General features: G+C 73.9%; 23 protein-coding genes, 1 tRNA gene and 1 pseudogene. 18 read left to right on the plus strand and 7 right to left on the minus strand.

Annotated features, from left to right (window positions below; genetic code table 11):
- The first annotated feature begins 459 nt into the window (after positions 1 to 459).
- Positions 460 to 1,845 (plus strand): condensation domain-containing protein, encoded by a 1,386-nt coding sequence (locus tag ACH5A8_RS31050; protein WP_399007316.1) that lies wholly within the window; start codon positions 460 to 462, stop codon positions 1,843 to 1,845.
- Here the strand turns inward: ACH5A8_RS31050 and ACH5A8_RS31055 are convergent, their stop codons facing one another.
- Both ACH5A8_RS31055 and ACH5A8_RS31060 read right to left on the minus strand, forming a co-directional pair.
- Positions 1,846 to 4,599: a SpoIIE family protein phosphatase gene (locus ACH5A8_RS31055; RefSeq protein WP_399007317.1), complete on the minus strand. Its 2,754-nt coding sequence runs from the start codon at positions 4,597 to 4,599 to the stop codon at positions 1,846 to 1,848. It abuts the gene before it with no gap.
- A 251-nt stretch (positions 4,600 to 4,850) separates the two neighbouring features.
- Positions 4,851 to 5,426, minus strand: coding sequence for a TetR/AcrR family transcriptional regulator (locus ACH5A8_RS31060; protein ID WP_399007318.1), 576 nt, complete (start codon positions 5,424 to 5,426; stop codon positions 4,851 to 4,853).
- Between the two features lie 264 nt (positions 5,427 to 5,690).
- Between ACH5A8_RS31060 and ACH5A8_RS31065 the strand changes: the two genes are divergently transcribed.
- The gene (locus ACH5A8_RS31065; protein WP_399007319.1) at positions 5,691 to 6,161 is read left to right on the plus strand and encodes a MarR family winged helix-turn-helix transcriptional regulator; all 471 of its coding nucleotides are present in this window, start codon (positions 5,691 to 5,693) and stop codon (positions 6,159 to 6,161) included.
- 161 nt (positions 6,162 to 6,322) lie between these two features.
- Positions 6,323 to 7,891 carry an MFS transporter gene (locus ACH5A8_RS31070; RefSeq protein ID WP_399007320.1) on the plus strand — a complete coding sequence of 523 codons (1,569 nt, stop codon included), beginning with the start codon at positions 6,323 to 6,325 and terminating at the stop codon, positions 7,889 to 7,891.
- A 74-nt stretch (positions 7,892 to 7,965) separates the two neighbouring features.
- On the opposite strand, the gene ACH5A8_RS31075 is transcribed toward ACH5A8_RS31070, so the two are convergent.
- Positions 7,966 to 8,178, minus strand: a complete 213-nt coding sequence (locus ACH5A8_RS31075) for a hypothetical protein (RefSeq protein WP_399007321.1) — start codon at positions 8,176 to 8,178, stop codon at positions 7,966 to 7,968.
- Between the two features lie 154 nt (positions 8,179 to 8,332).
- Here ACH5A8_RS31075 and ACH5A8_RS31080 point away from each other — a divergent pair, with 154 nt between their 5' ends.
- On the plus strand, positions 8,333 to 9,070 hold the full coding sequence (locus ACH5A8_RS31080) for a hypothetical protein (RefSeq protein WP_399007322.1): 738 nt from the start codon (positions 8,333 to 8,335) through the stop codon (positions 9,068 to 9,070).
- 102 nt (positions 9,071 to 9,172) lie between these two features.
- Here ACH5A8_RS31080 and ACH5A8_RS31085 read toward each other — a convergent pair whose 3' ends face one another.
- Positions 9,173 to 9,652, minus strand: coding sequence for an ATP-binding protein (locus ACH5A8_RS31085; protein ID WP_399007323.1), 480 nt, complete (start codon positions 9,650 to 9,652; stop codon positions 9,173 to 9,175).
- A gap of 193 nt (positions 9,653 to 9,845) precedes the next feature.
- On the opposite strand from ACH5A8_RS31085, the gene ACH5A8_RS31090 reads away from it, so the two are divergent.
- The 11 genes from ACH5A8_RS31090 (at position 9,846) to ACH5A8_RS31140 (ending at position 19,842) form a co-directional block, all read left to right on the plus strand.
- Positions 9,846 to 10,247: an ATP-binding protein gene (locus tag ACH5A8_RS31090; RefSeq protein ID WP_399007324.1), complete on the plus strand. Its 402-nt coding sequence runs from the start codon at positions 9,846 to 9,848 to the stop codon at positions 10,245 to 10,247.
- A 256-nt stretch (positions 10,248 to 10,503) separates the two neighbouring features.
- Positions 10,504 to 11,331, plus strand: coding sequence for an ABC transporter ATP-binding protein (locus ACH5A8_RS31095; protein ID WP_399007325.1), 828 nt, complete (start codon positions 10,504 to 10,506; stop codon positions 11,329 to 11,331).
- Positions 11,332 to 11,794: 463 nt separating this feature from the next.
- Positions 11,795 to 13,468: a multicopper oxidase family protein gene (locus ACH5A8_RS31100; RefSeq protein ID WP_399007326.1), complete on the plus strand. Its 1,674-nt coding sequence runs from the start codon at positions 11,795 to 11,797 to the stop codon at positions 13,466 to 13,468.
- 258 nt (positions 13,469 to 13,726) lie between these two features.
- On the plus strand, positions 13,727 to 13,972 hold the full coding sequence (locus ACH5A8_RS31105; RefSeq protein ID WP_399007327.1) for a ferredoxin: 246 nt from the start codon (positions 13,727 to 13,729) through the stop codon (positions 13,970 to 13,972).
- Complete coding sequence (locus ACH5A8_RS31110; RefSeq protein WP_399007328.1) at positions 13,962 to 15,356, plus strand: NAD(P)/FAD-dependent oxidoreductase; 1,395 nt, start codon at positions 13,962 to 13,964, stop codon at positions 15,354 to 15,356. Before ACH5A8_RS31105 ends, ACH5A8_RS31110 begins: the two co-directional genes overlap by 11 nt.
- Before the next feature lie 130 nt (positions 15,357 to 15,486).
- Complete coding sequence (locus ACH5A8_RS31115; protein WP_399007329.1) at positions 15,487 to 16,722, plus strand: cytochrome P450; 1,236 nt, start codon at positions 15,487 to 15,489, stop codon at positions 16,720 to 16,722.
- A 199-nt stretch (positions 16,723 to 16,921) separates the two neighbouring features.
- The gene (locus ACH5A8_RS31120) at positions 16,922 to 17,101 is read left to right on the plus strand and encodes a hypothetical protein (protein ID WP_399007330.1); all 180 of its coding nucleotides are present in this window, start codon (positions 16,922 to 16,924) and stop codon (positions 17,099 to 17,101) included.
- A 274-nt stretch (positions 17,102 to 17,375) separates the two neighbouring features.
- The gene (locus tag ACH5A8_RS31125) at positions 17,376 to 17,717 is read left to right on the plus strand and encodes a hypothetical protein (RefSeq protein ID WP_399007331.1); all 342 of its coding nucleotides are present in this window, start codon (positions 17,376 to 17,378) and stop codon (positions 17,715 to 17,717) included.
- A gap of 90 nt (positions 17,718 to 17,807) precedes the next feature.
- A complete protein-coding gene (locus ACH5A8_RS31130) occupies positions 17,808 to 18,260 on the plus strand; it encodes a hypothetical protein (protein ID WP_399007332.1) in 453 nt (150 codons plus the stop codon).
- A 12-nt stretch (positions 18,261 to 18,272) separates the two neighbouring features.
- Positions 18,273 to 19,487 (plus strand): YbdK family carboxylate-amine ligase, encoded by a 1,215-nt coding sequence (locus ACH5A8_RS31135; RefSeq protein WP_399007333.1) that lies wholly within the window; start codon positions 18,273 to 18,275, stop codon positions 19,485 to 19,487.
- The gene (locus ACH5A8_RS31140; protein ID WP_399007334.1) at positions 19,441 to 19,842 is read left to right on the plus strand and encodes a hypothetical protein; all 402 of its coding nucleotides are present in this window, start codon (positions 19,441 to 19,443) and stop codon (positions 19,840 to 19,842) included. Before ACH5A8_RS31135 ends, ACH5A8_RS31140 begins: the two co-directional genes overlap by 47 nt.
- Before the next feature lie 31 nt (positions 19,843 to 19,873).
- Here ACH5A8_RS31140 and ACH5A8_RS31145 read toward each other — a convergent pair whose 3' ends face one another.
- Positions 19,874 to 20,281 (minus strand): four-helix bundle copper-binding protein, encoded by a 408-nt coding sequence (locus ACH5A8_RS31145; protein ID WP_399007335.1) that lies wholly within the window; start codon positions 20,279 to 20,281, stop codon positions 19,874 to 19,876.
- 419 nt (positions 20,282 to 20,700) lie between these two features.
- Here ACH5A8_RS31145 and ACH5A8_RS31150 point away from each other — a divergent pair, with 419 nt between their 5' ends.
- Both ACH5A8_RS31150 and nrfD read left to right on the plus strand, forming a co-directional pair.
- Positions 20,701 to 21,750, plus strand: coding sequence for a 4Fe-4S dicluster domain-containing protein (locus ACH5A8_RS31150; protein WP_399007336.1), 1,050 nt, complete (start codon positions 20,701 to 20,703; stop codon positions 21,748 to 21,750).
- Positions 21,747 to 22,766, plus strand: coding sequence for an NrfD/PsrC family molybdoenzyme membrane anchor subunit (gene nrfD, locus ACH5A8_RS31155; protein ID WP_399007337.1), 1,020 nt, complete (start codon positions 21,747 to 21,749; stop codon positions 22,764 to 22,766). Before ACH5A8_RS31150 ends, nrfD begins: the two co-directional genes overlap by 4 nt.
- A 26-nt stretch (positions 22,767 to 22,792) precedes the next feature.
- Here the strand turns inward: nrfD and selD are convergent, their stop codons facing one another.
- On the minus strand, positions 22,793 to 23,818 hold the full coding sequence (selD, locus tag ACH5A8_RS31160; protein WP_399007338.1) for a selenide, water dikinase SelD: 1,026 nt from the start codon (positions 23,816 to 23,818) through the stop codon (positions 22,793 to 22,795).
- A 204-nt stretch (positions 23,819 to 24,022) separates the two neighbouring features.
- Here selD and ACH5A8_RS31165 point away from each other — a divergent pair.
- Positions 24,023 to 24,115: transfer RNA gene (locus ACH5A8_RS31165), tRNA-Sec, on the plus strand.
- An 83-nt stretch (positions 24,116 to 24,198) separates the two neighbouring features.
- Here the strand turns inward: ACH5A8_RS31165 and ACH5A8_RS31170 are convergent.
- Positions 24,199 to 25,899: pseudogene (locus tag ACH5A8_RS31170) on the minus strand (GTP-binding protein); the annotation flags it as partial.
- Between the last annotated feature and the right edge of the window lies 1 nt (position 25,900).

Below are 25,900 nucleotides of genomic sequence, written 5' to 3' on the forward strand. Positions count from 1 at the left end.
CCCGCGCGTGGCTCTTGGCCCCAAAGGTTCCGCGGGCCCCCCGGGGGGCGGGGGGGGGGCCCCCCCCCCCCCCCGCGCGGTGCGGGCCCACCCACCCCCGCCGCGGCACTAGAGTCGCTCGTCCGGATCGCCCGGGCTCGACCCTGACTCCGTGTCAGGGTCGGGCCCGGGCTCGTTTCGGGGTCCGCACAGGGATGTCACGGATAGTGACTGGACGGTCGCGTACGGCACGCTGTCGTCATGCGGAACTCATGCCCCGGCCGCCGAGCGCTGCCGACCCCTGGCCGAAGCCCCCGACCGGCGGCCCGGCCCCCATGGACGGGGCGGGAACTCCCTGTCCCACGACGCGGCCGGCCCGCCGCGCGCCCCCGCTCGGCCTGCCGCTCCCCGTCCCGACCGCAACCACTTGTGCCTTTACGCAGTTGCTTCCCTGTACCCCCTCTGCAACGGAGGCTTCCCTTGCGTATCACCGACATCCAGCGCTGCGAGGTCCGGCCCGGACGCCTCGTCGAGTGGACACTCGATCCGGCGGCCGTCGAGGCGGCGACCGGCCTGCCGGACGATTCACGGCCGCCCGCGTACATCCAGGAGTCCCACATCCGCACCGCCAGGACCGTGCGGGAGGACGGCCTGTTCGTGCCGACCTGGCTGGGCGCGGCGTTCGACATCCCGGGCAGAGTGGATCTCGACGTGCTCGGCGAGGCGCTGCGCGCCTGGATGCTCCGCCATGAGACGCTGCGCAGCGGTTTCCGCTGGTCCGGCGACGACATGCGCCGTTTCACGCTCGACGCGCGGGACGTGTCGCTGCACCGGGAGACCGTCGGCGACTTCGACGACGCGCAGGTGCTGGTGCGGCACCTGCAGGATCGCTTCGACGTGACGGCGGACGCGCTGCGGTGGCCGAACTTCCTCTTCGCCGCCGTCGTCAGGGACGACGGGGCGAGCGTGTACATGGCGTTCGACCACAGCAACGTGGACGCCTACTCCGTCTACCGCATCCCGGCCGAGATCCACGAGCTGTACACCGCGGGTCTCGAGGGCGGCAGCGCCGAACGCGGCCCGGTCGGCAGTTACGTCGACTTCTGCCGGACCGAGCGGGCCAGCGCCGACGAGATGGACGCCACGGACGCGATCGTGGGCCGCTGGCGGGAGTTCATCGGCCGCTGCGACGGCAGGCTGCCGAGCTTCCCCGTCGACCTCGGGCTGGACCCGTCCGGCGAGCTGCCCCGCCAGAAGCTCATGCACGAGATGCTGGTGGGCCCCGACGACGCGGCCGCGTTCGAGGCGTACTGCCGGCCCTTCGGCGGGAGCCTGGTCGGGATCCTGGCGGCCACCGGCATGATCGTCCACGAGATCGGCGGCCAGCCGGTCTACCGGACGGTCGTCCCGTTCCACACCAGGAGGAAGTCCCAGTGGATGGAGTCGGTGGGCTGGTACGTCGGCGGCGCCCCCGTCGAGATCGAGACCTCCCGGGCTCCCGACTTCCAGAGTCTGCTGCGGATGGTGAGCGACCAGCTACGGGCCAACCGGACACTGTCCCGGATGCCGCTGGCCCGGGTGCTGCGCCTGCTGGGCGCGGACTTCCGCCCGACCTCGCCCGACCTGTACTCGATCGTCTCGTTCGTCGACGCGCGCGCGGTGCCCGGTTCCGAACGCTGGGCCGAGCTCAAGGCGTACGGCCTGATCAGGGTGTCGTACGGCGACCAGGTGTGCGCGTGGATCAACCGGCTGCACGAGGGACTGCAGTTCGCGAGCCGGTACCCGGACACCGAGATCGCCTACAAGAACATGCTGCTCTACGTCGAGCGGCTGCGGGAGGTGATCGTCTCGGTGGCCCGCTCCTGATCAGCTCTTCCCGTCCATCGCCTCGTCGAGTTCCAGCAGGGCGTCGAGGCCCGGGAACACCGGGTCCACCGCGCCGGCGGCGCCGGGCAGGGCCAGTTCGGCCCAGATCACCTTGCCCTCGGCGGTGTAGCGGGTGCCCCAGCGCTCGGCCATGCGCGCCACCAGGAACAGGCCCCGGCCGCCCTCCTCGGTGGTGGCCGCGTAGCGAAGGTGCGGGGAGGTGCTGCTGCCGTCGGACACCTCGCAGATGAGCGTGCGGTCGTGGATCAGGCGGACGTGGATCGGCGCGGAGCCGTAGCGGATGGCGTTGGTGACGAGTTCACTCAGGACGAGCTCGATGCTGAAGGCCAGCTCCGACAGGCCCCACTCGTCGAGCTTCGCGCAGGCCGCGGCGCGGGTGCCGCCGACGGCGGCCGGGTCCGGCGACACGTCCCAGTCGGCGATCCGGTCGGCCGGCAGCGCCTGGGTGCGGGCGACGAGCAGGGCCACGTCGTCCTTGGGCCGGGCGGGCAGCAGCGCGTCCAGCACGGCCTGGCAGCTCTGCTCCGGCGGCCGGCCGGGGTGGCCGGCGAGGGCCTGGCGCAGCAGCTCCATGCCTTCGTCCAGGTCGCGGCTGCGGTCCTCGATGAGGCCGTCGGTGTAGAGGACGAGCTGGGTGCCCTCCTCCAGTTCGAATTCGGCGGTGCGGAAGGGCAGGCCGCCCAGGCCGAGCGGGGGGCCGAAGGGCAGGTCGGGGAAGGTGACGTCGCCGTGGGGGCCGACCAGTGCGGGGGCGAGGTGTCCGGCGCGGGCCATGGCGCAGCGGCGGGTGACGGGGTCGTAGACCGCGTACAGGCAGGTGGCTCCGACGACGGCGGCGGCGGCCTCGGTGCTCGCCTCGTCCTGGTCGATGCGGCCGGCGAGGTCGTCGAGGTGGCTCAGCAGTTCGTCGGGTGGCAGGTCCAGGGTGGAGAAGTTGTGCACGGCGGTGCGCAGCCGGCCCATCGTGGCGGCCGCGTGCAGACCGTGGCCGACCACGTCTCCGACGACCAGCGCGACCCGGCTGCCCGGCAGCGGGATCACGTCGAACCAGTCGCCGCTGACGCCGGACTGGGCGGGCAGATAGCGGTAGCCGGCCTCGATGGCGCTCTGTTCGGGCAGGGCCCGGGGCAGCAGGCTGCGCTGGAGGGTGACCGCGAGGGCGTGCTCGCGGGTGTAGCGGCGGGCGTTGTCGATGCTGACGGCGGCACGCGCCACGAGTTCCTCGGCGAGCGAGAGCTCCTCGTCGTCGAAGGAGCCGTGCTCCTTGGAGCGCCAGAAGTTGGCCATGCCGAGCACGACGCCGCGGGCCTTGATCGGAGCGGAGATGAGCGAGTGGATGCCGTAGTCGATGATCTCCTGGGAGCGTTCGGGGTCCTGTGCCTGCCAGCCAAGGGCCGACGACAGGTCGGGCACCAGCTCCAGGTGGCCGGTGCCGTAGCCGCGGGCCTGGGGCGTGGAGGGCAGGAAGTCGATCAGCCGGCCCTTCTCGTAGAGCGGATGGTCGTCGCGGACGCCGTGCACGGCGATGCGGCGCATGCCCGTGGCCGTCGAGGCCGGCTCCTCGCCGTGCAGCACGGGGTCGGCGAGGTCGACGGTGACGAAGTCGGCGAAGCGGGGGACGGCGACCTGTGCGAGTTCGTCGGCGGTGCGGGCCACGTCCAGGGTGGTGCCGATGCCGAGGCCGGCGTCGTACAGGAGCTTGAGGCGTTCCCGGGCGACCTCGGCCCGGCCGGAGACGGCCTGCAGTTCGGTGGAGTCGCGCAGGGTGACGACGGTGCCCTCGGGGCCTCCGTGGCGGTCGGTGGGCCGCTGGTTGACGGCGAGCAGCAGGCCGCCGGCCAGGTGCACCTCGTCGGTGGCCTCGCGGCCCGAGGTGAGCAGGGCGACGATCTCGGGTTCCAGGTCCGGCAGTTGTTCCACGTGCCGGCCCTCGGCGTCCGCGGGCAGGTCCAGGAGCCGTTTGGCCTCGTCGTTCGCCAGCAGCAGCAGACCGTCGCCGCCCACGATGAGGACGCCCTCGCGCACGGAGTGCAGCACCGCGTCGTGGTGGTCGTACATGCGGGTCATCTCGTCCGGGGCGAGGCTGTGGGTCTGGCGGCGCAGCCGCCTGCCCACCAGCGCCGTCACGGCGGTGGCCACGCCGAGCGCTCCGGCGCCGGCGGTGAGGATGATCGGTATCTGCCGGTCCACCTGGCTGGTCACGTTCCGGACCTTGAGGCCCGCGGAGACGAGGGCGACGACGCGCCCGGCCGGGTCCTTGACGGGGACGACGGCCTGCACTTCCTCGCCGAGCGGCCCGTGGACGCTTTCGGTGTAGGTCTTCCCGGCCAGGGACGGCGCGATGGTGCCGACGAAGCGCTTGCCGATGCGGTCGGGCATGGGGTGCGTGTAGCGGATGCCGTGGGTGTCCATGACCACGATGAAGTCGACGCCCGCGGTCTTGCGGCCCGCCTCGGTCAGCGGCTGGAGCACGGTCGACGGGGCGGGCGTCCGAAGCGCGGTGAGAATGCCCGGGGAGTGCGCGAAGGTCTGGGCGACGGCTATGGAGCGGCGCTTGGCCTCGTCACTGGTGTCCCGCTCGGACTGCAGGAGGAGGGCGAAGACCGCGCAGGCCACGAGCAGCACCACGAGGGCCACCTGGAGGACGAACACCTGTCCGGCGACGCTCCGCGGGCTCTTTCCCACCAGCGACCGCCCCGATATCCGTCGAAGACGGTCAAAACGGTCTGCCATCAGGCCTTTCTAGCATCCATATACCCGAATCGTCACGACCTCGGTGAATGTTCCCTGGCGGGGCCACGGCCCCGGGAGCGTGCCGTGAAGCACCGTCTCCCCTGCTCAGGGGGCCAGAGACCGTCCGGACGGAGAAGGCTTCGAAGGCGTCCTCGCCGTCGGGTCCGGGGGCGAGGCCGCCCGCGAGGAAGCGGTGCCGGGCTCTTCGCACGGCTCACGGCCGGCGACCTGGCGCGCGGGTCCGCCACGGGTCAGGACGCGGACCCGACCATGCCGCGCAGCATGGCGTCGAGGCGGTCCAGGACCCAGGCCCACGTCTCCTGCGAGTCGGGGGCGCTGTGGCTGAAGCCGCCGGCCAGTTCCAGGCTGACGTAGCCGTGGAAGACGCTGCCCAGCATCCGTACGGCGTGGGTCTCGTCGGGTTCGGTCAGGTCGTAGCCGCGCAGGAGTGCCCGCGTCATCTGCGCGTGCCGCACTCCGGCGCTCGCGGCGGCCGTCGGCGGGTCGAGCCTGAGCCGGGCCGCGGCATAGCGGCCGGGGTGCTCGCGGGCGTAGTCGCGGTAGACGTCCGCGTAGGCGGCCAGGGCGTCCTTCCCGGCCCGTCCGGCCAGGGCGTCGGCGGCGCGGTCGGCGAGCTCCTCCAGGGCGAGCAGGGCGATCCCGGTCCGCAGTTCCTCGGAGTTCTTCAGGTGTGAGTACAGGCTCGCGACCTTGACGTCGAACCGCCGGGCGAGGGCCGAGACGGTCACATGCTCGAAGCCGACCTCGTCGGCCAGCTCCGCTCCGGCCCGGACCAGGCGTTCGGCGGTGAGTCCAGCACGTGGCACGGCGATCCCTTCAGTTGCCTGAAGGGATTGTGTGCCTCCCTAAAGGGCTTAGGCAAGCCCGTCCAGTCCGGTCCGGCGAGCTCAGCCGGACGGCGGCGTCGGCCGCCTAGGCCCAGGTGACGCGACAGGACGCCCCCACCGGCACGACCCCCTCGACCCGGTCGCACAGTCGCGCAACCACCGCCCGCCCGTCGGTCGCAGCGCGCGGCGGAACCACATTCCCTATGTTGACATACCTATATCGTCATATGTAATCTTGAAGGCGTGTCCAGAACCCCCACGCCCGCCGATCGCGCCGCCGCGGACCTCGCGGTCGCCGTGCCGGCGCTGCACCGGGCCCTGGACCACCGCATCCGCGCGGACTTCCCGCACGACAAGCTCCCCGACGGCCAGCTCGCCCTGCTGCGGCTCGTGGCCGAGCACGAGGGCGTCACCGTGCGGGAGGCGGCCGAGGCGCTGCTGATGAAGCCGAACAACGTCAGCGCCCTCGTCTCCCAGCTGACCGGCCACGCGCTGCTGGAGCGCCGCTCCGACCCGGCCGACAGGCGCGTCGCCCATCTGCACTGCACGGACCTCGCCCGGGAGCGTCTCGCCGAGGCGGACGCCCTCGCCGAGCGCCACCTCGCCGCCGCCATGCGCCATCTCGGCGAGGGCGAGAAGGCCGCGCTGGGGTCGGCCCTGGGCGCGCTGCGCTCCCTCACCGCGCATCTGCGGCCCACGACCGGCCAGGACTGAACCGCGCCCCTCGGCGCGCCCCGGCCCGTCCTGCCCGCCCGCTCCTCCCCGGCCCTCACCCGCTTCCGCACCGCCGTCGGCCACCGTCCGCCGGCGGTGCGGCGCGCCTGCCGTGCGGGCCCCTCCCCCGTCCCGATCCTCACCACAAGGCAGCCTTCCTCATGTCCTCGCCCCCTGCGACCCTGCCCGCCGCCCGGCCCGAGCCCGCCGTCGGCCGCCGCGCCAATCCCTGGCTGACCCTGATCGCCGTGGCGTTCGGCCTGTTCATGGTCGGGCTCGACGGCTCGGTCGTCTCCATCGCCAACCCCGAGATCGGCCGGGACCTCGACGCCACGACGGCCGACCTGCAGTGGGTGACCAACGCCTATCTGCTGGCGCTCGCCGCCGCCCTCATCCTCGGCGGCAAGCTCGGCGACCGCTTCGGGCGCCGCACCGTCTACCTGGTCGGCGTCGCCGGCTTCACCCTGGCCTCCGTCGCGATCGGCCTGTCCGGCGCCATCGCCCCCGTCATCGCCTTCCGTGCCGTGCAGGGCTTCTTCGGCGCCCTGCTCATGCCCAACACCCTCGGGCTGCTGCGCGCGGTCTTCCCGCCGAGGAAGTTCGGCATGGCGGTCGGCATCTGGGCCATGGTCTCCTCTGTCTCCACCGCGCTCGGCCCGATCGTCGGCGGACTGCTCGTCGAGCACGTCGACTGGCAGTCCGTCTTCTACGTCAACGCCCCGATCGGCGTCCTCGCGCTGATCGTCAGCGCCCTGGTGCTGCCGCGGAGCCGCAACGAGGCCGCCCGCACGGAGAGGTTCGACATCCCGGGCGTGGTGCTGCTCGCCGCCGGCGCGCTCCTTGTCGTCCTCGGCGTCGTCAAGGGCGAGACGTGGGGCTGGACCTCGGCCGGCACGCTCGGCTCGATCGCCGCCGGCGTCGTCGTGCTGCTGCTCTTCGGCCGGTACGAGACGCGGGTGAGCGCTCCGCTGCTGCCGATGCGGCTGTTCCGCAGCCGCGCGCTGACGATCGGCACGGTGATCACCGGGCTGAACTTCTTCGTCCTGCTGGGCTCGATCTTCTTCGTGATGCTCTACCTGCAGAACGTCCGCGGCTTCTCCCCGGTGGAGGCGGGCGTGCGGACGCTGCCGCTGAGCCTCGCCTCCGTCGTCGCCTCGCCGCTCGGCGCCGCGCTGACCGAGCGCTTCTCGGCCCGGCTGACGATGCCGCTGGGCATGGTGCTCCAGGCCGCCGCCTCGTTCCTGATGCTCACCTGGAGCGCCGACTGCGGGTACGGGGCGCTGTGGCCGCCGTTCATCGCGCTGGGCCTGGGTGTCGGCATGGTGATGTCGGCCTCCTCCGACACGATCGTCGGCAATGCCCCGGTCGCGGACGCCGGCGTCGCGGGCGGACTGCAGGCCACCTCGCTCCAGGTCGGCGGTGCGCTCGGCACCTCCGTGCTGGTGTCCCTGATCGGCTCCCGCGTCGGCGCCACGCTCGGCCCGGCCCTCACCTCGGCCGGCGTTCCGGAGCGGACGGCCCGTCAACTCGAGGCCGCGAAGGACGCCGTCTCCATGGGCGTCGCACCGGTCTCCACCGGCATGCCGGCCCAGCTCCGGGAAGCCGTCACGGCGGGCAGCGGCCACGCGTTCATGAACGGTCTGCACGCCGCCGCCCTGACCACCGGCGTGCTGTGCGCGGCGGGCGCGCTCACCGCCGTCCTCGGTCTGCGCGGCCGCCGGGACGGCTGACCCGCCGTACACGGAAGAAGGCCTGTCCGTCGTGGACTTCGTCCACGACGGACAGGCCTTCACGCCACGGACGGCTAGCGGTCCGTGGCGGCGGGGGAGCCGACGACAGGTGGTGCGGTCATCAGCTTCCCGAACAGGGCCATGCAGGTGGAACAGTGGCCGGCCCGCTGTGCGCTCGCCCCGTCGACGCGTTGGCCGAGCCGCTGGCCGCACAACGTCGTGGCCGTGTTCTTGGCCATGACGTGCCACACCAGCGCGCCGCCGGGTTTCTCGACTCCAGCACACATTTCATACATGATCGGCTCCCTTGATGGACGCCTCTCTGACTCCAGGAGACACCCGGTCAGCCGTACCCACGCTGCCACGGACGGCCATTCGGGTGACGACGCGCCGACGGGGGCGACGACCGGATGGCCCGAACACGGTGGAATCATGGGGGCCATGCGGAAAAGCGGTGCGATGCGGAGGGCGGCCTTGATGGCCGTGTGCGGTGCGGTGACGATGTCCCTGACGGGCTGCGGCGGTTCCGGGCACGCGAACGCGGGCGCGGCGGGCAGTGGCGCGGGCACGGACGACGCGGCGCCACCGGCCGCCGCCTGGAAGCAGGTGCCCGGGATCGGCGACCGGCTGTGGCAGCGCGTCCCGGCCGGCACCCGGCAGATCGTCGCCGTCTACGGCGCCGGCCCCGACTCCCCCGACTCCACCGCCGAACTCTTCGTCAAGCAGGGCTCCACCTGGAAGCGGACCGCGTCCTGGGCGGCGCACAACGGGCAGCGGGGCTGGACGACGCACCACCACGAGGACGACAAGCGCAGCCCCGTGGGAGTGTTCACGCTCAGCGACGCGGGCGGGGTGCTGGCCGATCCCGGCGCCAAGCTGCCGTACACCCACTCCGCCGCGTTCCAGGCGCCGCACTACTGGAGCAAGTCGTACTGGCACGACTTCGACTACGTCATCGCCATCGACTACAACCGGGTCAAGGGCACCCCGCCCGACGACCCGACCCGGCCCCTGGGGCAGACCAAGGGCGGGAACATCTGGCTGCACATGGACCACGGCAGCGGCACCTCGGCCTGCGTCTCCCTGCCCAAGTCGGCGATGCGGACGCTGCTGCGCACCCTCGACCCGCGCGAGCACCCGGTCGTGGTGATGGGCGACCGGCGCGACCTCGCGGCCTGACGACCTTTCCGCAAGCGGGCCCGGCCCCGACCGTCACCGCGCCGGACCCGCACCGCGCCGGACCGCCGGGACCGGCCGGTCGTGACCGGCCGCCGGGAGGCCCTAGCGGGAGCCCTTCCTGCCCGTGCCGCCGTCCGCTTCGTCCAGGAGCGCGATGCGGGCGATGACGCGCTTGCCCACCGGCTCCCGCCGCACCTCGAAGCCCTGGACGACGGCCATCACGATCTCCAGGCCGTGCTGGCCGACCCGGCCCGGATCCGCGGCCCGGGCCACCGGCAGCACCGGGTCGCTGTCCCAGACCGCGACCTCCACCGCGTCGCCGTCGACCGCCAGGTCCAGGAGGATGGGCCCCGAGGCGTACTTGCGGGCGTTGGTGACCAGTTCGCTGACCACCAACTGGGTCAGGTCCATCGCCCGGTCCGGGACCGGCAGAGCGTGCTCGTCCCGCACCCGGGTCAGAAATCCGGCCGCGAGACGACGGGCTTCGGCGATGCACGTGCCGTCCCCGTCGAGGGCCGCTGCCGTCCGTATCACGTCAGCATCCGCAGCCCTTCTCCCACCGCCGAGGAGGACGGATCGCATGTCCACCGCATTCACCACCCTGTTCACGGGGCTGCATATACCCCTGTTCGGTGAACCCACGCCCCCTCACTTCCTGTCAGCTACGTCACACCCGCCCCACGGTGTCCGGCCGGGCGGGGTCCGGTTTTCGCCGCGTCGACGGCGTCCCGGGGGGTAGACGCGCTCCAGCCGCAGACGACAGAGAGGGCTCACAGTGGACGAGACGTCGCTCCGGGCGGTGGGCTGGGCACGCTCACTGCCGATGGAAAGCGAGGTGAAAGCGGCCCGGGACTGGGCGCGCGGCCACCTGGAGACGCTGGGCTGGACCACCGACGCCCCCGAGACGGTGGACGCCGTCCTGCTGACCGTCTCGGAGCTGGTCACCAACGCGCACCGGCACGCCCACAGCAGCGCCCAGCTGGTGCTCACCTGGGACGACCGCTGCCTGCACATCGCCGTCCACGACGCCTCCAGCGAACTGCCGGCGCCGCGGGAACCGAGCACCGAACGCCTGGGCGGGCGGGGGATGTTCCTCGTCGACGCCCTCGCCGACTCCTGGGAGACCCGCAGCTGCCCGCACGGCAAGACGGTCGTCGCCTGCTTCCGGCCCACCTAGTGAGCCGCGCCGGGCCCCGCCGGGCGAGCCCCGCCGGTCCCACCGGGCGAGCCGCGCCCGTCCCTGCGGACGGCCCCAGACCGCCCCGGATGATCCCCGACCTCGCTGGGTGACTTCCGACCGCCGCGGGTGAACCCCCGCCCCCGGTCCGCCCCGCGTCCACCAGCCGGACGGCACGACGACCGGTCGGCGGACGCATCTAACGTCTGCCGTGCCGGACGGACGAGCGGCCGGTACGTCGAAGGGAGCGCGGGAGATGACCGGGAGGACGACGGAGCACGGGCCGGCGGAACCCGAGGCCGTCGTGGCGCTCCGGGAGGTGGGCGTCCGCCGGTTCACGACCGACCAGGTGATCCTGGACGGCGTCGACTGGACGGTCCGGCCCGGCGAGCACTGGGCCCTCCTCGGCGCCAACGGCGCGGGCAAGACCACGCTCCTGCGGCTGCTGGGCGCGCTCATGCACCCCACCTCCGGCACCGTGGAGGTGCTGGGCGGCCGGCTCGGCCGGATCGACGTGCGCGAGCTGCGCTCCCGCATCGGGCACGTCACCTCGGCCCAGCGCGTGCCCCAGGACCTCGACGCGCACACGGTGGTGCTCACGGGTCACACGGGCACGGTGCAGCCGCTGTGGAAGTCCTACGACGACGAGGTGCGCCGGCGGGCCCACGAACTCCTGGCCGAACTGGACGTCAAGGAGCTGGCCGACCGACCCTACGGCGTCTGCTCGGGCGGCCAGCGCGCCCGTGTGCTGATCGCCAGGGCCCTGATGGCAGAGCCCGCGCTGCTGCTGCTCGACGAGCCGTTCAACGCCCTGGACCTGCCCTCCCGCGAGGATCTGGTGGAGGCCATGCACCGGCTGGCCGAGGGCCGTCCGCGGCTGGCCACCGTGACGGTCACCCATCATCTGGAGGAGCTGTCCCCCGCCGTCACGCACGCCCTGCTGCTGCGCGAGGGGCGGATCCTGACCGGCGGGCCGGTGGCGGAGGTGCTGACCGGTCCGTGGCTGACCGCCTGCTTCGGCCGCCCCATCGCCGTGAACCGGCACGAGGGCCGCTGGTGGGCGTACTCCGCGCCGCGGGGCTGACGCCGGCCGGGAAGTGGCGCAGCGTGGCCGATAACGGTTTTCCACTACCGGCAGTAACCTGATCAACTTTGGCGTGAGGTGCTCCCGACAACCGGGTCGAGCGCCTCGTCTGCCGTTCGATCACCCCCGTGCGAGGAATCCCATGCCGTCTCAGAGCGATGCTCTGCAGCAAGCGCATACCGACTACCAACACCACATGCACACGTGCCGCCAGTGCCACGCCGACGGCGTGCCGTGCGCCGTGGCCAAGCATCTGATGCGGGTCTTCAACAACGCCCGCAGAAGCGCCGCCCGCGCCGGCTGACGGCCCGTCGGCGGCGGGACCCGCGGCGCCTCGGGTCCCGCCGACCGGGTGATCCCGCCTCGCGGGCGAAGGCTCGCCGCGGGAATTTGGCCGCCCGGATCACCGGACGCGCCGCCTCGGTTCTCCCACATATCGTCTTAAAACGTGTGTTATTCAGTCATGCACACACATACGCGGCGCACCTTGCTCAGTGCCTCGATCTTGGCTGCCGGTTCGGGACTCCTGGGCGCCTGCTCCGGGTCCGGCTCCCCCTCGGAGCCGGGTCCGCGTCCGGGCGCCACGGAGGGGCCGGGTTCCACTTCCGGCCCCGGCACCGCCGACCGCGCCACCCGCCGCTTCGTGCCCAAAGGACCCAAGGGGTACGTGAACCCCTCCGACCCCGAGGTCCTGGCCGCCGAGAAGGAGCGCGGCGCCGGACCGGTGCGCACGTACCGGTTCACCGCCACCGAGACCTCGCTGGACCTCGGCGGACGCACGATCAGAAGCTGGGCGTACGGGGACGTGGCGCCCGGCCGGGCGGTCCGGGTCACCAAGGGCGACGTGCTCGCCCTCACGCTCGCCAACCACCTGCCCGTGCCGACGACCCTGCACTCGCACGGTGTGCGGCTGCGCTGCGACATGGACGGCGTGCCCGGTCTCACCCAGGAGGGGATCAAGCCGGGGGCCGAGTTCACCTACCGCTTCGCGGTGTCGTACCCGGGGACGTACCTGCTCCATTCGCACGAGGGCATGCAACTGGACCGCGGCCTGTACGCGCCCCTGATCGTGGAGGACCCCAAGGAGCCGCTGAAGTACGACAAGGAGTGGGTCGTCGTCCTGGACGACTGGGTGGACGGGGTGGACGGCTCCGACCCGGACGCGGTGCTGTCCCAGTTGCACGGCGGCAAGCGCCCGCCGATGAGCATGGACATGGGCGGCGCCGACCAGCACGGCGGCGCTCACGGCTCCTCCGGCAAGCGGGCGCCGGCGCGCGCCGCCTCCGGCGGCCCCTCGCGCGTCCTGCGCACCTCGCACAGCGACCTGCTGCGCGGCATGGGCGGCAACGTCGATTTCCCCTACTACCTGGTGAACGGCCGTCTCCCGCAGGCCCCTTCGGTATTCCGGGCCAAGCCGGGCGAGCGCGTCCGGCTGCGGATCATCAACGCCGGCGCGGACACCGCCTTCCGGGTGGCCCTGGGCGGCCACCGGATGACGGTGACGCACACCGACGGCTACCCGGTCGAGCACCACGACACGGACGCCCTGCTGATCGCGATGGCCGAGCGCTACGACGTCGTCGTCACCGTCAAGGACGGCACGTTCCCCCTGGTGGCGCTGGCCGAAGGAAAGGGGAAGAAGGCCCGGGCGCTGGCGGTGCTGCGCACCGACAACGGCAAGAGCCTGCCCTCGCCCTCCGCCCACCCCGCCGAACTGGACGGAATGCTCGTGCCGGCCAAGCGGCTGGCGCCGGCGGAGTCGGTGGCCTTCGCCGACCGCCGCCCGGACCGGGAGATCCGGATCCGGGCCAGCGGCAACATGAAGCAGTTCAACTGGCAGTTCGACCACCAGTCCTACTCCACCGAACACCGCCACCCGGTCCGCCAGGGCGAGCGGGTCCGGCTGACGGTCATCAACGGCACCGACATGTGGCACCCCATCCACCTGCACGGCCACACCTTCGCGCTGACCGGCATCGACGACGTCGGCACCCGCAAGGACACCGCCATCGTGCTGCCGCACCGCAAGCTGGTGTGCGACTTCTACGCCGACAACCCCGGCCTGTGGATGCTCCACTGCCACAACCAGTACCACTCCGAGTCCGGCATGATGACCATCCTCGGCTACCGCAAGTGACGAACGCGGTCAGGAGCGCGGCGACGAAGGCGGCCACGGACCCGGTGGCCGGACCGCCCCGCCCGGCCCCGCGCCGTGCCTCTCACGGCGGGACGCGGCCGCGCGACGGGCACGGCCCGTCACCCCTTCGGCGGGGTCCGGCGAGCGGACGGGCCGCCGCGCCTCCGATGCTGGCGTGGGGGGAGATGACCACCGTCCCAGGACGCCCGCCGACGGGCGGTCGCCGGGGACCTGGCCGCTGAAGGGCGGATCGCGCCGATGAGGCTTGTCGTCGATCTCAACAGGTGTCAGGGGTACGCGCAGTGCGCCTTCCTCGCGCCGGAGGTGTTCACCATGCACGGCGAGGAATCGCTCGTCTACGACCCCCTGGCCGACGACGCGCACCGGGAGAAGGTGGCACGCGCCCTCGCCGCCTGCCCGGTGCAGGCGATCACCGCGGACGGGCCGGACGGCGTGCCTGGTGGGTCCGGCTCGGCGGGGCGGGCGGCGTCCGATGCCCGCTGAACAGTTCCACGAGTGGCTCAGGCGCGAGGGCCGCATCGTCGTCGTGGGCGCCTCGCTGGCCGGCCTGCGGGCCGCCGAGACGCTGCGCGAGGAGGGTTTCGCCGGCTCGCTGACGATGATCGGCGACGAGCCCCACCCGCCGTACGACCGGCCGCCGCTGTCCAAGGCGGTGCTGCTCGGCAAGGCGGCGCCGGACCGCACCGATCTGCCCCGGCGCCGCGACATCGGCGCGACGTGGCGTCTGGGCGTCGCCGCCACCGGGCTCGACCTCGCGGGCCGCCGGGTGCGGCTGGCCGACGGCGACGAGGTGCCCTACGACCGGCTGCTCATCGCGACGGGGGTGCGCGCCCGGCCCTGGCCGAAGGAGGAGGAGGCCCAGCTCGACGGGGTCTTCACGCTGCGCACCAGGGACGACGCGGTGCGGCTGCACCGGCGGCTCAAGGCCGGGCCGCGCCGGGTGTTCGTCGTCGGCGCCGGGTTCACCGGGTCCGAGATCGCCTCCGCCTGCCGGGACCAGGGCATCGCGGTGACCGTGGCCGAACGCGCCGACGCCCCGCTGGTGGGCGCGCTGGGCGGGGTGATCGGCGCGGTGGCCGCGGAGCTGCACCGGGACAACGGGGTGGACCTGCGCACCGGTGTCATGGTCACCGGGCTGGAGGGCGACTCGGTCGGCCGGGTGCGGGCCGCCCATCTGTCCGACGGCTCCGTCGTCGACACGGACGTCGTGGTGGTCTCGCTGGGCGCGACCCGCAACACCGACTGGCTGGCCGGGTCCGGGCTCGGCGCGGGACCGCGGGGCATCGCCTGCGACGCGGGCTGCCGGGCCTTCGACTTCCGCGGCATCGTCACCGACGACGTATACGTGGCCGGCGACGTCGCCCGCTCCCCGCATCCGCTGTTCGGCTACCAGTTCCTGTCGCTGGAGCACTGGGGCAACGCGGTGGCGCAGGCCGAGGTGGCCGCGCACAACATGATCAGCGCCAGTGCCGACCGGCGTCCGCACATGTGGGTGCCCGCCTTCTGGTCCTCCCAGTTCGGCGTGAACATCAAGTCGGTGGGCGTGCCGACCATGGGCGAGGAGATCATGATCACGCAGGGGTCTCTCGCCGAGCGCCGGTTCGTCGGGGTGTACGGCTACCAGGGCCGGGTGATCGCCGCCGTGAGCTTCGACAACACGCGGTGGCTGGACTTCTACGAGGGGCAGATCGAGCGGGGCGCGCCCTTCCCGCTCGAGTACCCGACGATGGACCGCCGGCCCGAGGGCCGCAAGCCGGTGCCGTCCGACTTCCCCGACCCGTCCCTGCCGACCCACGGTCCGACCGTGACCCTGAGCGGTTACTCCCCGGCCGACCGGCGCCTCGTCTTCACGCCGGCCCGCCACTGACCGGCCCCTCCCCCGCCGCACCTGCCGCGGTCCGTCCCCTTCTCCGTCGCCGGCCGCAGCGGCTCGGCCTCCCGTACGCCCGCACCGCCGCCCCGCCGGCCCCGACTCCACCACGCCCGAGGGACCCGTCATGACGCAAGCCTCGCTCCTGCGCCGGATCACCGACTACTCCAGCCGCGCCGACCCGTACCCGCTGTACGAGGAACTCCGCAGGACTCCGGTGCTGCACGAGGAGGAGGGCGGCCCGTACGTCATCAGCTCGTACCACGACATCAAGGGGCTGCTGCACGATCCGCGGATCAGCTCCGACGCGGCCAACGCCACCGCCGCCGACGACGAGTTCTCGGCGCCGGAGGCCACGGGGCTGCCGCCGAGCTTCCTGCGGCTCGACCCGCCCGAGCACGACCGGCTGCGCAGGATCACCAACAGCTCCTTCGGGCCGCCGCACTGCCCCGACCGGATCGACTCCCTGCGCGGCGAGCTGGGCGTGATCGTCTCCGATCTCCTCGACGGCCTCGCCGGCGCGGAACGGATCGACGTCGTCGACCAGTTCGCCTACCCGTTCCCGGTGACGGTCATCTGCCGACTGCTCGGCGTGCCGCGCGAGGACGAGCCGCGCTTCCGCGCCTGGGTCGACCCGATCGTGGCAGGCCTGGACCCCGGCGACGGCGAGGGTTCCGACGCCCCGGGCCCGCGCGCCGCGCAGGAGGCCCGGGTCCAGCTGGGCATGTACCTGGCCGGGCTGGTCGAGGAACGCACCCGCGACCCCCGTGGCGACATGCTGTCCGACCTGGTGGCCGGGCACGGCCCGGACGGGGCGATGTCGATGATGGAGGTGCTCAGCACGTCCGTGCTGCTGCTGATCGCCGGGCACGAGACGACGGTCAACCTGATCACCAACGGCATGCTCACCCTGCTGCGCCACCCGGAGTACCTGGAGCGGCTGCGGACCGACCCCGGGCTGTCCGTCAGGATCGTCGAGGAACTGCTGCGCTACGAACCGCCGGTGCAGTTCGTACCGCAGCGCACCTGCATCACGGACATCGAGCTGCGCGGGGTGACCATCCCCAAGGGCTCGCGGATCTGGCTCGTCCTCGCCGCGGGCAACCGGGACCCGGAGCGCTTCAAGGATCCCGACCGGTTCGACCCGGACCGCGAGGACATCCAGCACCTCGGTTTCGGCAGCGGCATCCACAGCTGCTTCGGCGCGCCGCTGGCCCGGCTGGAGGCGCAGATCGCGCTCGCCGAGCTCGCCCGCCGGCTGGACAACCCGCGCCTGGCCGAGGACCCGCCGCCCTACCGCCGCAACGCGGTGCTGCGCGGACCGCGCCATCTGAACGTCGACGTCGACGGCGTGCTTCCTTGACGGGCCTGGCCCGGGAGCAGGATCGGCGCGGCCGGGGTGCTCCCTGCCGGACCGCTCGGCCGGGCCGCTCCCCTGCCGGACCGCTCGGCCGGTCGCGGAGCGTACGGATGCGACTACGTCACAGAATTTTCTAGACATCTTAGAAAAATCAGACAAAATGGTGTGCATCCCCACCGCGACTTCGAGGAGCCGCCTCCGCATGGCGTACGGAGCCCACCACAGCCCCACCCCGCCTCCCCGCCCCGATCTGGGCCTGGCCCGCGACTGCGACCACTGCCTGGGCTGGGGAACCGTCGTCACCCGCGACGGGAACCACGAGCTGTGCGACACCTGCCAGTCGGACACGGACGGTGACGAACCTCCGCCGGGGCCGGTCTGACACCGGCGCCGCTCCCGGCCGGGAGCGGCGCTGCTCCGGTCGAGTGGTGCATCGCCCCGCCCGGCCGTAGCGTCGATACAGAGTCAGACGTCGTCGGCCGGGAGTGAACATGCGCAAACACACAGTGAGCACAGCGGTCACACTCGGTGCCACCGTCCTGCTCGGCGCGGGCGGCCTGGGAACGGCATCCGCCGCACCCGGGGCACCGGCTTCACCGGCGGTAACAGACCCGGCGCACCGACCCCCCGGACAGTCCGTGCTCGTGGACTGCTCCATGAAGTCCCAGGTGCGCCCCGACACGTTCATCCTCGCCTGCGGTGACGGCAACAGCCGGCTGGTCTCGCTGCACTGGACGAAGTGGACCGGCCGGACCGCGGTGGCCAGAGGCGTCAACGCCGTCAACGACTGCAAGCCCTACTGCGCGGCCGGCACCTTCCGCTCGTACCCGGTCGTCGTACGGCTGGAGAACCCGCAGCCCTTGAAGAAGAACCCCCAGCTGCGGCAGTTCACCCGCCTCAGCCTCGTCTTCCAGGGAGCCAGGCCCGAGGGGTACCAGCGGGTCGTGACGTACCGGCTGGGCGACTCGGCGATCGTGGCTCCCCAGCGGGGCAACTGAGCCGTCGAGCGGGTGCCCGCGAGGAACGCGGGCACCCGTCGGCGTGAACGGCCCCACCACCGCCGCACCTCGACCAAGGGAGCGTCCGGTATGCACTCGATCACCAAAGGCCTGCTGGCGGGCGCCGCGGGCACCCTCGCACTCGACGTGGTCACCTACGGCGACATGCTGCTGCGCGGCCGGCCGTCCAGCGGCATCCCGGCACAGGTCGCGGACCGGCTCGCGCAGCGCGCCGGAGTGCCGCTCGGCGGCGGCGAGGTACGGGACGCGCGCACCCAGGCCGCCGGCGCGCTCATGGGCTACGGCACCGGGGTCGCGGCCGGAGCCGCGTACGGGCTGCTGCGGCGGGGGCGGCGGCCGCTGCCGAACGCGGTGGCCGGGCCGCTGCTCGGCGCGGCCGTCATGGCGGGCGCCAACGTCCCGGCCACGCGGCTGCGGCTGACCGACCCCACCTCTTGGGACGTCGGGTCGTGGCTGTCCGACATCGTCCCGCACCTGGTGTACGGCCTGACGACGGCCGCCGTGTACCGGGCGCTGGACTGAGCGGGTGACGCCATGCAGCGCATAGGGGCCGAGGAGGAGTTCCACCTGCTGGACGCGGAGAGCGGGCTGCTGGTGCCGCGCGCCCGCGCCGCGCTCGCCCTGCTGCCCGGTCCCGGGTTCACCCGCGAGCTCCACCGTTCGGTCGTGGAGAGCAACAGCGGCGTGCACGACACCCTGGAGGGCCTGTACGCGGACCTGGCCGCGTCCCGGCGGCGGCTGGACGCGGCGGTCTCCTCGCTCGGACTCGCGGCCGCGGCGGCCGGCACCGTCCCGCTGGCCTGCGTCGCCCACGGCGACGTCACCCCCGAGCCGCGCTACCGGCACATGACCGACGAGTACCGTCAGGTCGCCGACGAGCAGCTGATCTGCAGCGCCCAGGTGCACGTGGACGTGCCGGACCGGGACACCGCCGTGCGCGCCATGTGCCTGGTGGCGCCCTGGCTGCCGCCGCTCCTGGCGCTGTCGGCCAGCTCGCCGTTCTGGCTCGGCACGGACACCGGGTACGCGAGCTGGCGGACGATGCTGTGGCAGCGCTGGCCCACCGCCGGCCCGGCCGGCTGCCACCGCGACGCCGCCGAGTACGACGCGACGATCGAGGAACTGGTCCGCTCGGGCGTCATCACCGACGCCGGGATGGTCTACTACGACGTCCGGCCCTCGGCGCACCAGGACACGCTGGAGCTGCGGATCTGCGACGCCTGTCCGCGCGCGGAGACGGTCGTGCTGATCGCCGGCCTCTTCCGGGCACTGGTGCAGGAGGCCTGCGTCCGGCTGGCCCGGCGCGAGGCCCCCGCGTGCGACGGCCACCACGAGTGGCTTCGGGCCGCCGCCTGGCGGGCCGCCCGCTCCGGTCTCGAGGGCCCTCTGGTCGACCCGGTGACGCGGCGTGCCGTCCCCGCCCGGGCGGCCCTGCACGGCATGCTGGCCCGGCTGCGTCCGGCGCTGGAGGCCTGCGGCGACTGGGAGACCGTGCTCGAACTGCTGGACCGGGCCCTGTCCGAGGGCAGCGCCGCGCACCGGCTGCGCCGGGCGGCCGAGGACGGGGGCCTGTCGGCCGCCGTCCGCCTGATGGTGGCCGACACCCGCGGCGCCGGGTCCGGCGGGCGCGTTTCACGGCCGCCGGAGCGGGCAACTCCCGAGTCCTCGTCAGCAGCACGTCCGGGAAGTGAGCGCGGTGAGCATGTGGAAGCGCAGGAAGCGGGGCCGGGGACGCCCACGGCCCGTTGAGCCGCTGCCGTTGGAGCTGTGCGACCTGTGCGCCGCGACCTTCCCGGCGGACCGGGCGGTGCGCGGGTACGTCGCCGACTCCTCCGCCGTCCATCCGACCGACGACTGGCTCGACGGGCTGCGGCCCGTCACCGCGTGCACCGACGCGCACTTCGCCGTGATCCGGGACCGCTACCGGCACCGGCCCTTCGTGCAGGAGGAGCTGTGGGCCGCGAAGATCGAACGGGCGCTGACCGGCGGCACGCCGGTCCTGACGATGGTGCAGCTCGGCTGTCGTACCGGACTGCACGAGCCGGAGATCCGGCGGGCCATCGCCTGGCACAACGCGCAGCGCGGGCACGGCGCACCGCCGTGATCCCGCACGCCCGCCGTCCTCGCGCCGGCGCTCAGCGCAGGGCGTCCAGCAGCGTCCGGCAGGCCTGGGCGCAGCGGCGGCAGGCCTCGGCGCACACCGCGCAGTGTCCGTGGCGCCGCTCGTGCCGGGCGCACTGTCCGGCGCATGCCTCGCAGGCCGCCGCGCAGGCCGCCAGGACGTCCCGGGCGGTGTCGACGCCGTAGCCGGTGTGGCGGGAGAGGATGCGGGCGGTGGCGTCGCAGATGTCCGCGCAGTCCAGGCAGGCGCGGATGCAGGCGCGCAGTTCGGTGACCGTGTCCTGCGCCAGGCAGGCGTCGGCGCAGGCCGAGCAGGCCTGGAAGCAGTCCAGGCACCGGTCTATGCAGTCGGCCAGCGTCTCGCGGTCGGCCGCGCCGAGGTCGGCGGGGCAGGTCCGGAGCATGTCCGAGGTGACGGTCATCCACCACTCCTTCGTTCGGGGTCGGATCGCGCCTCCCTGGGGGGCCGCGTCGGCGCTCCGGGGGGTTTCCGTGCCGACGGCGCCGAAACGGCGGGCCCCGGGCGTTCACCCGCGTGGCCGCGGCCCCGCGCCGGACACCTCCGAAAGGCGGGCGCCGTCTCCCGGCGGCGGGCGGGGCCGTCCCGCCGCCGCGGCTCGCCCCCGCGGTCGCGCGCGAGGGGACGGTCCGTCGGCCCGTCGGCGCGGTTTCGGGCGCGCGCCCGCCGGGCACTCGTGCCAGGCTCGTCGACGAGCACCGGGCGCGGGCGTCCGGTGCGGCGGCGAGGACGGGCGGGCACGGTGTGGCGGACGCCGCGGGTCCGCGTCACGGGCGCGGACGGGCCGTGGACGGTTCAGGAGCCGAGCTGGGAGGTCGGGACATGGCCGAGAGCGACACGGCGGCGCACACGCGGGGCGGGGATCCGCCGCCCCCGTCGCGCAACCTGCTGTCCGGGCCGCAGCCGGACGTCGCACGGGCCGCCGGATACACCGACCCGCCGCCGCGGATGGGCTTCTTCACCGACACGTCGGTGTGCATCGGCTGCAAGGCGTGCGAGGTGGCCTGCAAGGAGTGGAACTCCGTGCCGGAGGACGGTCTCGAACTGACCGGCATGTCCTACGACAACACCCAGGGGCTGGGCGCGGACACCTGGCGGCACGTGGCGTTCATCGAGCAGCGCAAGCCGTTCGGCGGCCAGGAGCCCGGCGTGGGCCGCGAGGGCTTCGACGTGTTCGAGGCCGCCCGGAACCTGGGCCGCTCCCCCGCCTCTCCCGGCCCGGGCGCCACCGCGCCGTCGCCCGGGGCGGCCCCCGCGGGCGCTCCCGCCGGGGAGATCTCGCCCCTGTCGCCGGACGGGCGGACCGAGCTGCGCTGGCTGATGGCGTCCGACGTGTGCAAGCACTGCACGCACGCGGCCTGTCTCGACGTGTGTCCCACCGGGGCGCTGTTCCGCACCGAGTTCGGCACGGTCGTCGTGCAGGAGGACGTGTGCAACGGCTGCGGGTACTGCGTGCCCGCCTGCCCGTACGGCGTCATCGACCAGCGCGAGGACGACGGCCGGGTCTGGAAGTGCACGCTGTGCTACGACCGGCTCGGGGTCGGGATGGAGCCGGCCTGCGCCAAGGCGTGCCCCACCGACTCCATCCAGTTCGGCCCGCTGGAGGAACTGCGCGAGCGCGCGGCGGCCCGGGTGTCGCAGCTGCGCGCGGCCGGGGTCCCCGACGCCCGGCTGTACGGCGAGAGCCCGGACGACGGGGTCGGCGGCGACGGCGCGTTCTTCCTGCTGCTCGACGAGCCCGAGGTCTACGGTCTGCCGCCGGACCCGCAGGTCACCACGCGGGACCTGCCCGCGATGTGGAAGCACGCCGCGACGGCCGCCCTCGCGCTCGCCGCGCTGGGCGTCGCCGGCTTCGCCGGGAGGTCCCGATGAGCGGATCGGACGTCGGCCGCGAAGGGGTGCGGGGGGCGCGTCCGGGACGGGAGGCTCCGACGGGCGCCCATGCCGGACGGCGGCGCCGGCGGCGCGGGCGCGGCGAGCGGCAGATGGTTCCCGACGTCCGCTTCTCGTCGTACTACGGCAAGCCGGTCCTGAACAAGCCGACCTGGAAGGCCCTCGACATCGCCGGCTACCTGTACCTCGGCGGGCTGGCCGGGGCGTCGTCGCTGCTGGCGGCCGGCGGCCACGCCACCGGACGGCCGGATCTGGCCCGGGTGGCGAAACTGGGCGCGGCGGGCGCCATCACCGTTTCGCTGGGCGCGCTCGTGCACGACCTCGGGCGGCCGGCGCGCTTCGTCAACATGCTCCGCGTCTTCAAGCCCACCTCTCCGATGAACCTGGGCTCGTGGCTGCTGGCCGGGTACGCGCCGCTGACGATGGCGGCGGCGGCCGCCGACGTCGCGGGCCGCTTCCGTCTCCTCGGCGCGGCCGCCACGGGGGCGGCCGCGGCGCTGGGCCCCGCGGTCGCCACCTACACGGCCGTGCTGCTCTCCGACACGGCGGTGCCCTCCTGGCACGAGGGATACCGGGAGCTGCCGTTCGTCTTCGCGGGGTCGGCGGCGAGCACCGCGGCCGGTCTGGCGCTGGTCTGCGCGCCGGCGACACAGACGGGCCCGGCGCGCCGGACGGCGGTGCTCGGCGCGGCACTGGAGACGGGTGCGTTCACGCTGATGAAGCGCCGGATGGGGCTGGCCGCCGAGCCGTTCGAACAGGGTGCGGCGCACCGGCTGCTGCGCGCCGCCGAGTTGCTCACGGCGGGCGGCGCGGCGCTGGCGGCGTGCGCGGGGCCACGGCGCGGCCGGGGGCTCGCGGTGGCCGCCGGAGCGGCGCTGCTCACCGGTTCGGCCGCCCTGCGGTTCGGCGTGTTCCGTGCCGGGGTGGCCTCGGCCGAGGATCCCAAGTACACGGTCGTTCCGCAGCGCGAGCGGCTGCGGGCGCGCGCCGGCTGACCCGCACGGGCGCCGGGGCCCGGGTCTCACCTGAGGACGACCGAGTGGGACCCGCGCGGCAGGAGTTCGCCGATCACCGGTGCGCCGGGGACCTCGCCGGCGACGAGAAGGCCGCCGGAGGTCTGGGCGTCGGCCAGCAGGAGCCGGGTGTCGGTGTCCGTGCGCCCGAAGTCGGTGAACGGTGCCACCCATGCGAGGTTCCGGCGGGTGCCGCCGCTGACGTAGCCGTCCCGTACGGCCTGCCGGGCGCCGTCGAGGTAGGGCACGGCGGCGGTGTCCACCACGGCGGTCACGTTCGAGGCGCGGGCGAGTTTGTGCAGGTGACCGAGGAGGCCGAAGCCCGTCACGTCGGTCGCGCAGGTGGCCCCCGCGGCCAGGGCCGCCTGTGACGCGTCCCGGTTGAGGGCGACCATGGTCGCCACGGCCTGTTCGAAACGTTCGCCGGTGGCCTTGTGCCGGTTGTTCAGAACGCCGAGGCCGAGCGGCTTGGTCAGGGACAGGGGCAGGCCCGCCCGGCCGGCGTCGTTGCGCAGCAGCCGCGCCGGGTCGGCGAGCCCGGTGACGGCCATGCCGTACTTGGGTTCGGGGTCGTCCACGCTGTGGCCGCCGCCGACATGGCAGCCGGCCTCGGTGGCGATCTCCAGCCCGCCGCGCAGCACTTCGCGGGCCAGGTCGAAGGACAGCACCTCGCGCGGCCAGGCCAGGAGGTTGACGGCGAGGACCGGGCGGCCGCCCATGGCGTACACGTCGGACAGGGCGTTGGCCGCGGCGATGCGCCCCCAGTCGAACGGGTCGTCGACGACCGGGGTGAAGAAGTCGGCGGTGGACACCATCGCCTGCGCGGGAGATCCGCCGGACGTGGGCAGGGCGACCACGGCCGCGTCGTCGCCGGTGGCCAGCCCGACCAGCAGCGGCGTGTCGGCCGGGGCCGGGAGCGGCGCCGTCAGCGATCCGAGCACGTCCTCCAGTTCGCCGGGCGGGATCTTGCAGGCGCAGCCGCCGCCGTGGGCGAACTGGGTGAGCCGGACGGGGGTTTCGGGGGTGGTGGTCATGCCGTCTCCCTGGGTTTTCGGGGGCGTGGGGGCGGGTTTCCGGGTGGGGCTCGGACGGCCTTCGGTGCGCGGCGTGTTCGGCGTGCTGTCCGCGTCCTCCCGCCCGCTGTCCGCGTCCTCGGGTGCGCGGGCCAGGTCTCGCCGCCGTCGGGGCGCGTCCGGGTGCCGGTGGTGACGGGGCCGTCCGGTAGCCTGGCGGGCGGTGGAGGCGTGTGGGTGCCTGGTGGCCCTCCCGGTCTTCAAAACCGAGGTGCCCGAGGATCTCGGGCAGGCGGGTTCGATTCCCGTCCGCCTCCGTCCTCCTTCTCCGCCCGGCAACGTCTGCGCTGGTCGTCCACGCGTTCGGTGAGACCGCGGGCATCGAGGAACTCCAGCAGCGGCACGGCGACCCGGCGGGTGGTGTCGAGGGCCTTGCGGGCCTCGCTCAGGGTGAAGGGTTGCGGCAGGCCGCGGAGCACGGCGGCGGCGCGGTGGTCCGCTCCCGGGAGCAGTACGACGGCGTCGTTGACGCGCAGCAGTGCGCCGGCCGTGACGGCGGCGGCCAACGCCTTGCGGTGCAGGCCGAGTTCGGCGAGGCGGTCGGCCTCGGGAGCGCGGAACGGCGCGGTCTCCAACTCCTGGCGGACGGCGTCCACGGCCGCGCGCAAGGGCGGTGGCAGGGTGGGGCCGGTGCGGCCGGGTCCGTACAACCTGCCCTGTCTGCTGAGGAGCTCGGGCTCTCCCGGGGTGTGGGCGAGGGCGTCGACGAGAATCCGGTCGGGCAGGTCCAGCAGCCGGCGGGCCGCCTCGGTGGGCAGGCCGGGTTCCATGGGGTGCGCCCGCGCGTGCCCCTCCACCTCGTCCGCCAGGCGTGCGCGCAGCCGCTTCCAGTGCTCCGGGTCGGCGAGCCAGTCGCCGGCGACGGGCTCGCCGGAGGCGGAAACGCCCATCGCCGTCAGCTCGGTGCGGCGGACCAGTCGACGGCGGCGCAGTTCGGCCGCCGCGTCGGGGCGGCCGGTCATCGTGGCCAGTTCGGCCGCCCTGGCCCGGCCCGCGCCGCGCCGGGCCAGCCGGGGCGGGCGCACGTCGAGCACGGTCACCGCGCGGGGCGGGCGTCCGCCGCCCGGTTCGCGCAGGACCGCCCGGTCCCCGACGCGCAGCGGCAGCGGCCGGCCGAGGGTGAGCCGTGCGGTGTCCTCGCCCAGGGGCCGCACGGTCACCGGGACGGCGGCCGTGCCGATGTGCAGGCTCACCTCGCGGGGCAGGTCGGCGGCGGGCTCGCCGGTGACGCGGACGTCGGCGAGCGTGGTGAGCAGCCAGCGGTCGGGGGACAGCAGCACGTCCCCGCGGCGCAGTCGGCCGTCCGGGGCGCCGTGCACGTTGACGGCAACCCGCGCCACCGCGCTCACCGCTGTCCGCTCCCGCTTCAGGCACTGCAGGGCGCGCACCCGCAGCACCGCGGAGCCGTCCCCGGTCACGAGCCGGTCCCCGACGCGCAGGGCGCCCGCGGCGAGGGTGCCGGTCACGACGGTGCCGTGGCCGCGCACGGTGAAGGCGCGGTCCAGCCACAGCCGTACGTCGGCGTCGGTGTCCGGCGTGGGCAGCGAGCGGGCCAGCCGGGCCAACTCGCCCCGCAACGCGCCGAGTCCGGTCCCGGTCACGGCGCTCACCGCGACCGCCGGAACGGTCCCCAGCGAGGTGTCGGCGAGGCGTCGCAGGGCGTCGGCGCGCACCGGCTCGGGGTCGGCCAGGTCGCTGCGGGTCACGGCGAGCACGGCGTGCCGCACCCCGAGCGCCTCCAGGACGGCGAGGTGCTCCTGCGACTGGGGCTGCCAGCCCTGGTCGGCGGCCACCACGAACAGCACGGCCGGCACGGGGCCGACGCCGGCCAGCATGGTGGCGACGAACTTCTCGTGGCCCGGCACGTCCACGAAGGCGAGGTGCTCGCCGTCGGCGTCGGGCCCCGTCCACACGAACCCGAGGTCGAGGGTGAGCCCGCGGCGCCGCTCCTCCTCGTGACGGTCGGGCTCCATCCCGGTCAGGGCCCGGACCAGGGCGGACTTGCCGTGGTCGACGTGTCCCGCGGTGGCCAGCACCCGCATG

It is taken from the genome of Streptomyces sp. NPDC018610, assembly GCF_044391765.1.
In the GTDB taxonomy this organism is placed as follows: Bacteria; Actinomycetota; Actinomycetes; order Streptomycetales; family Streptomycetaceae; genus Streptomyces.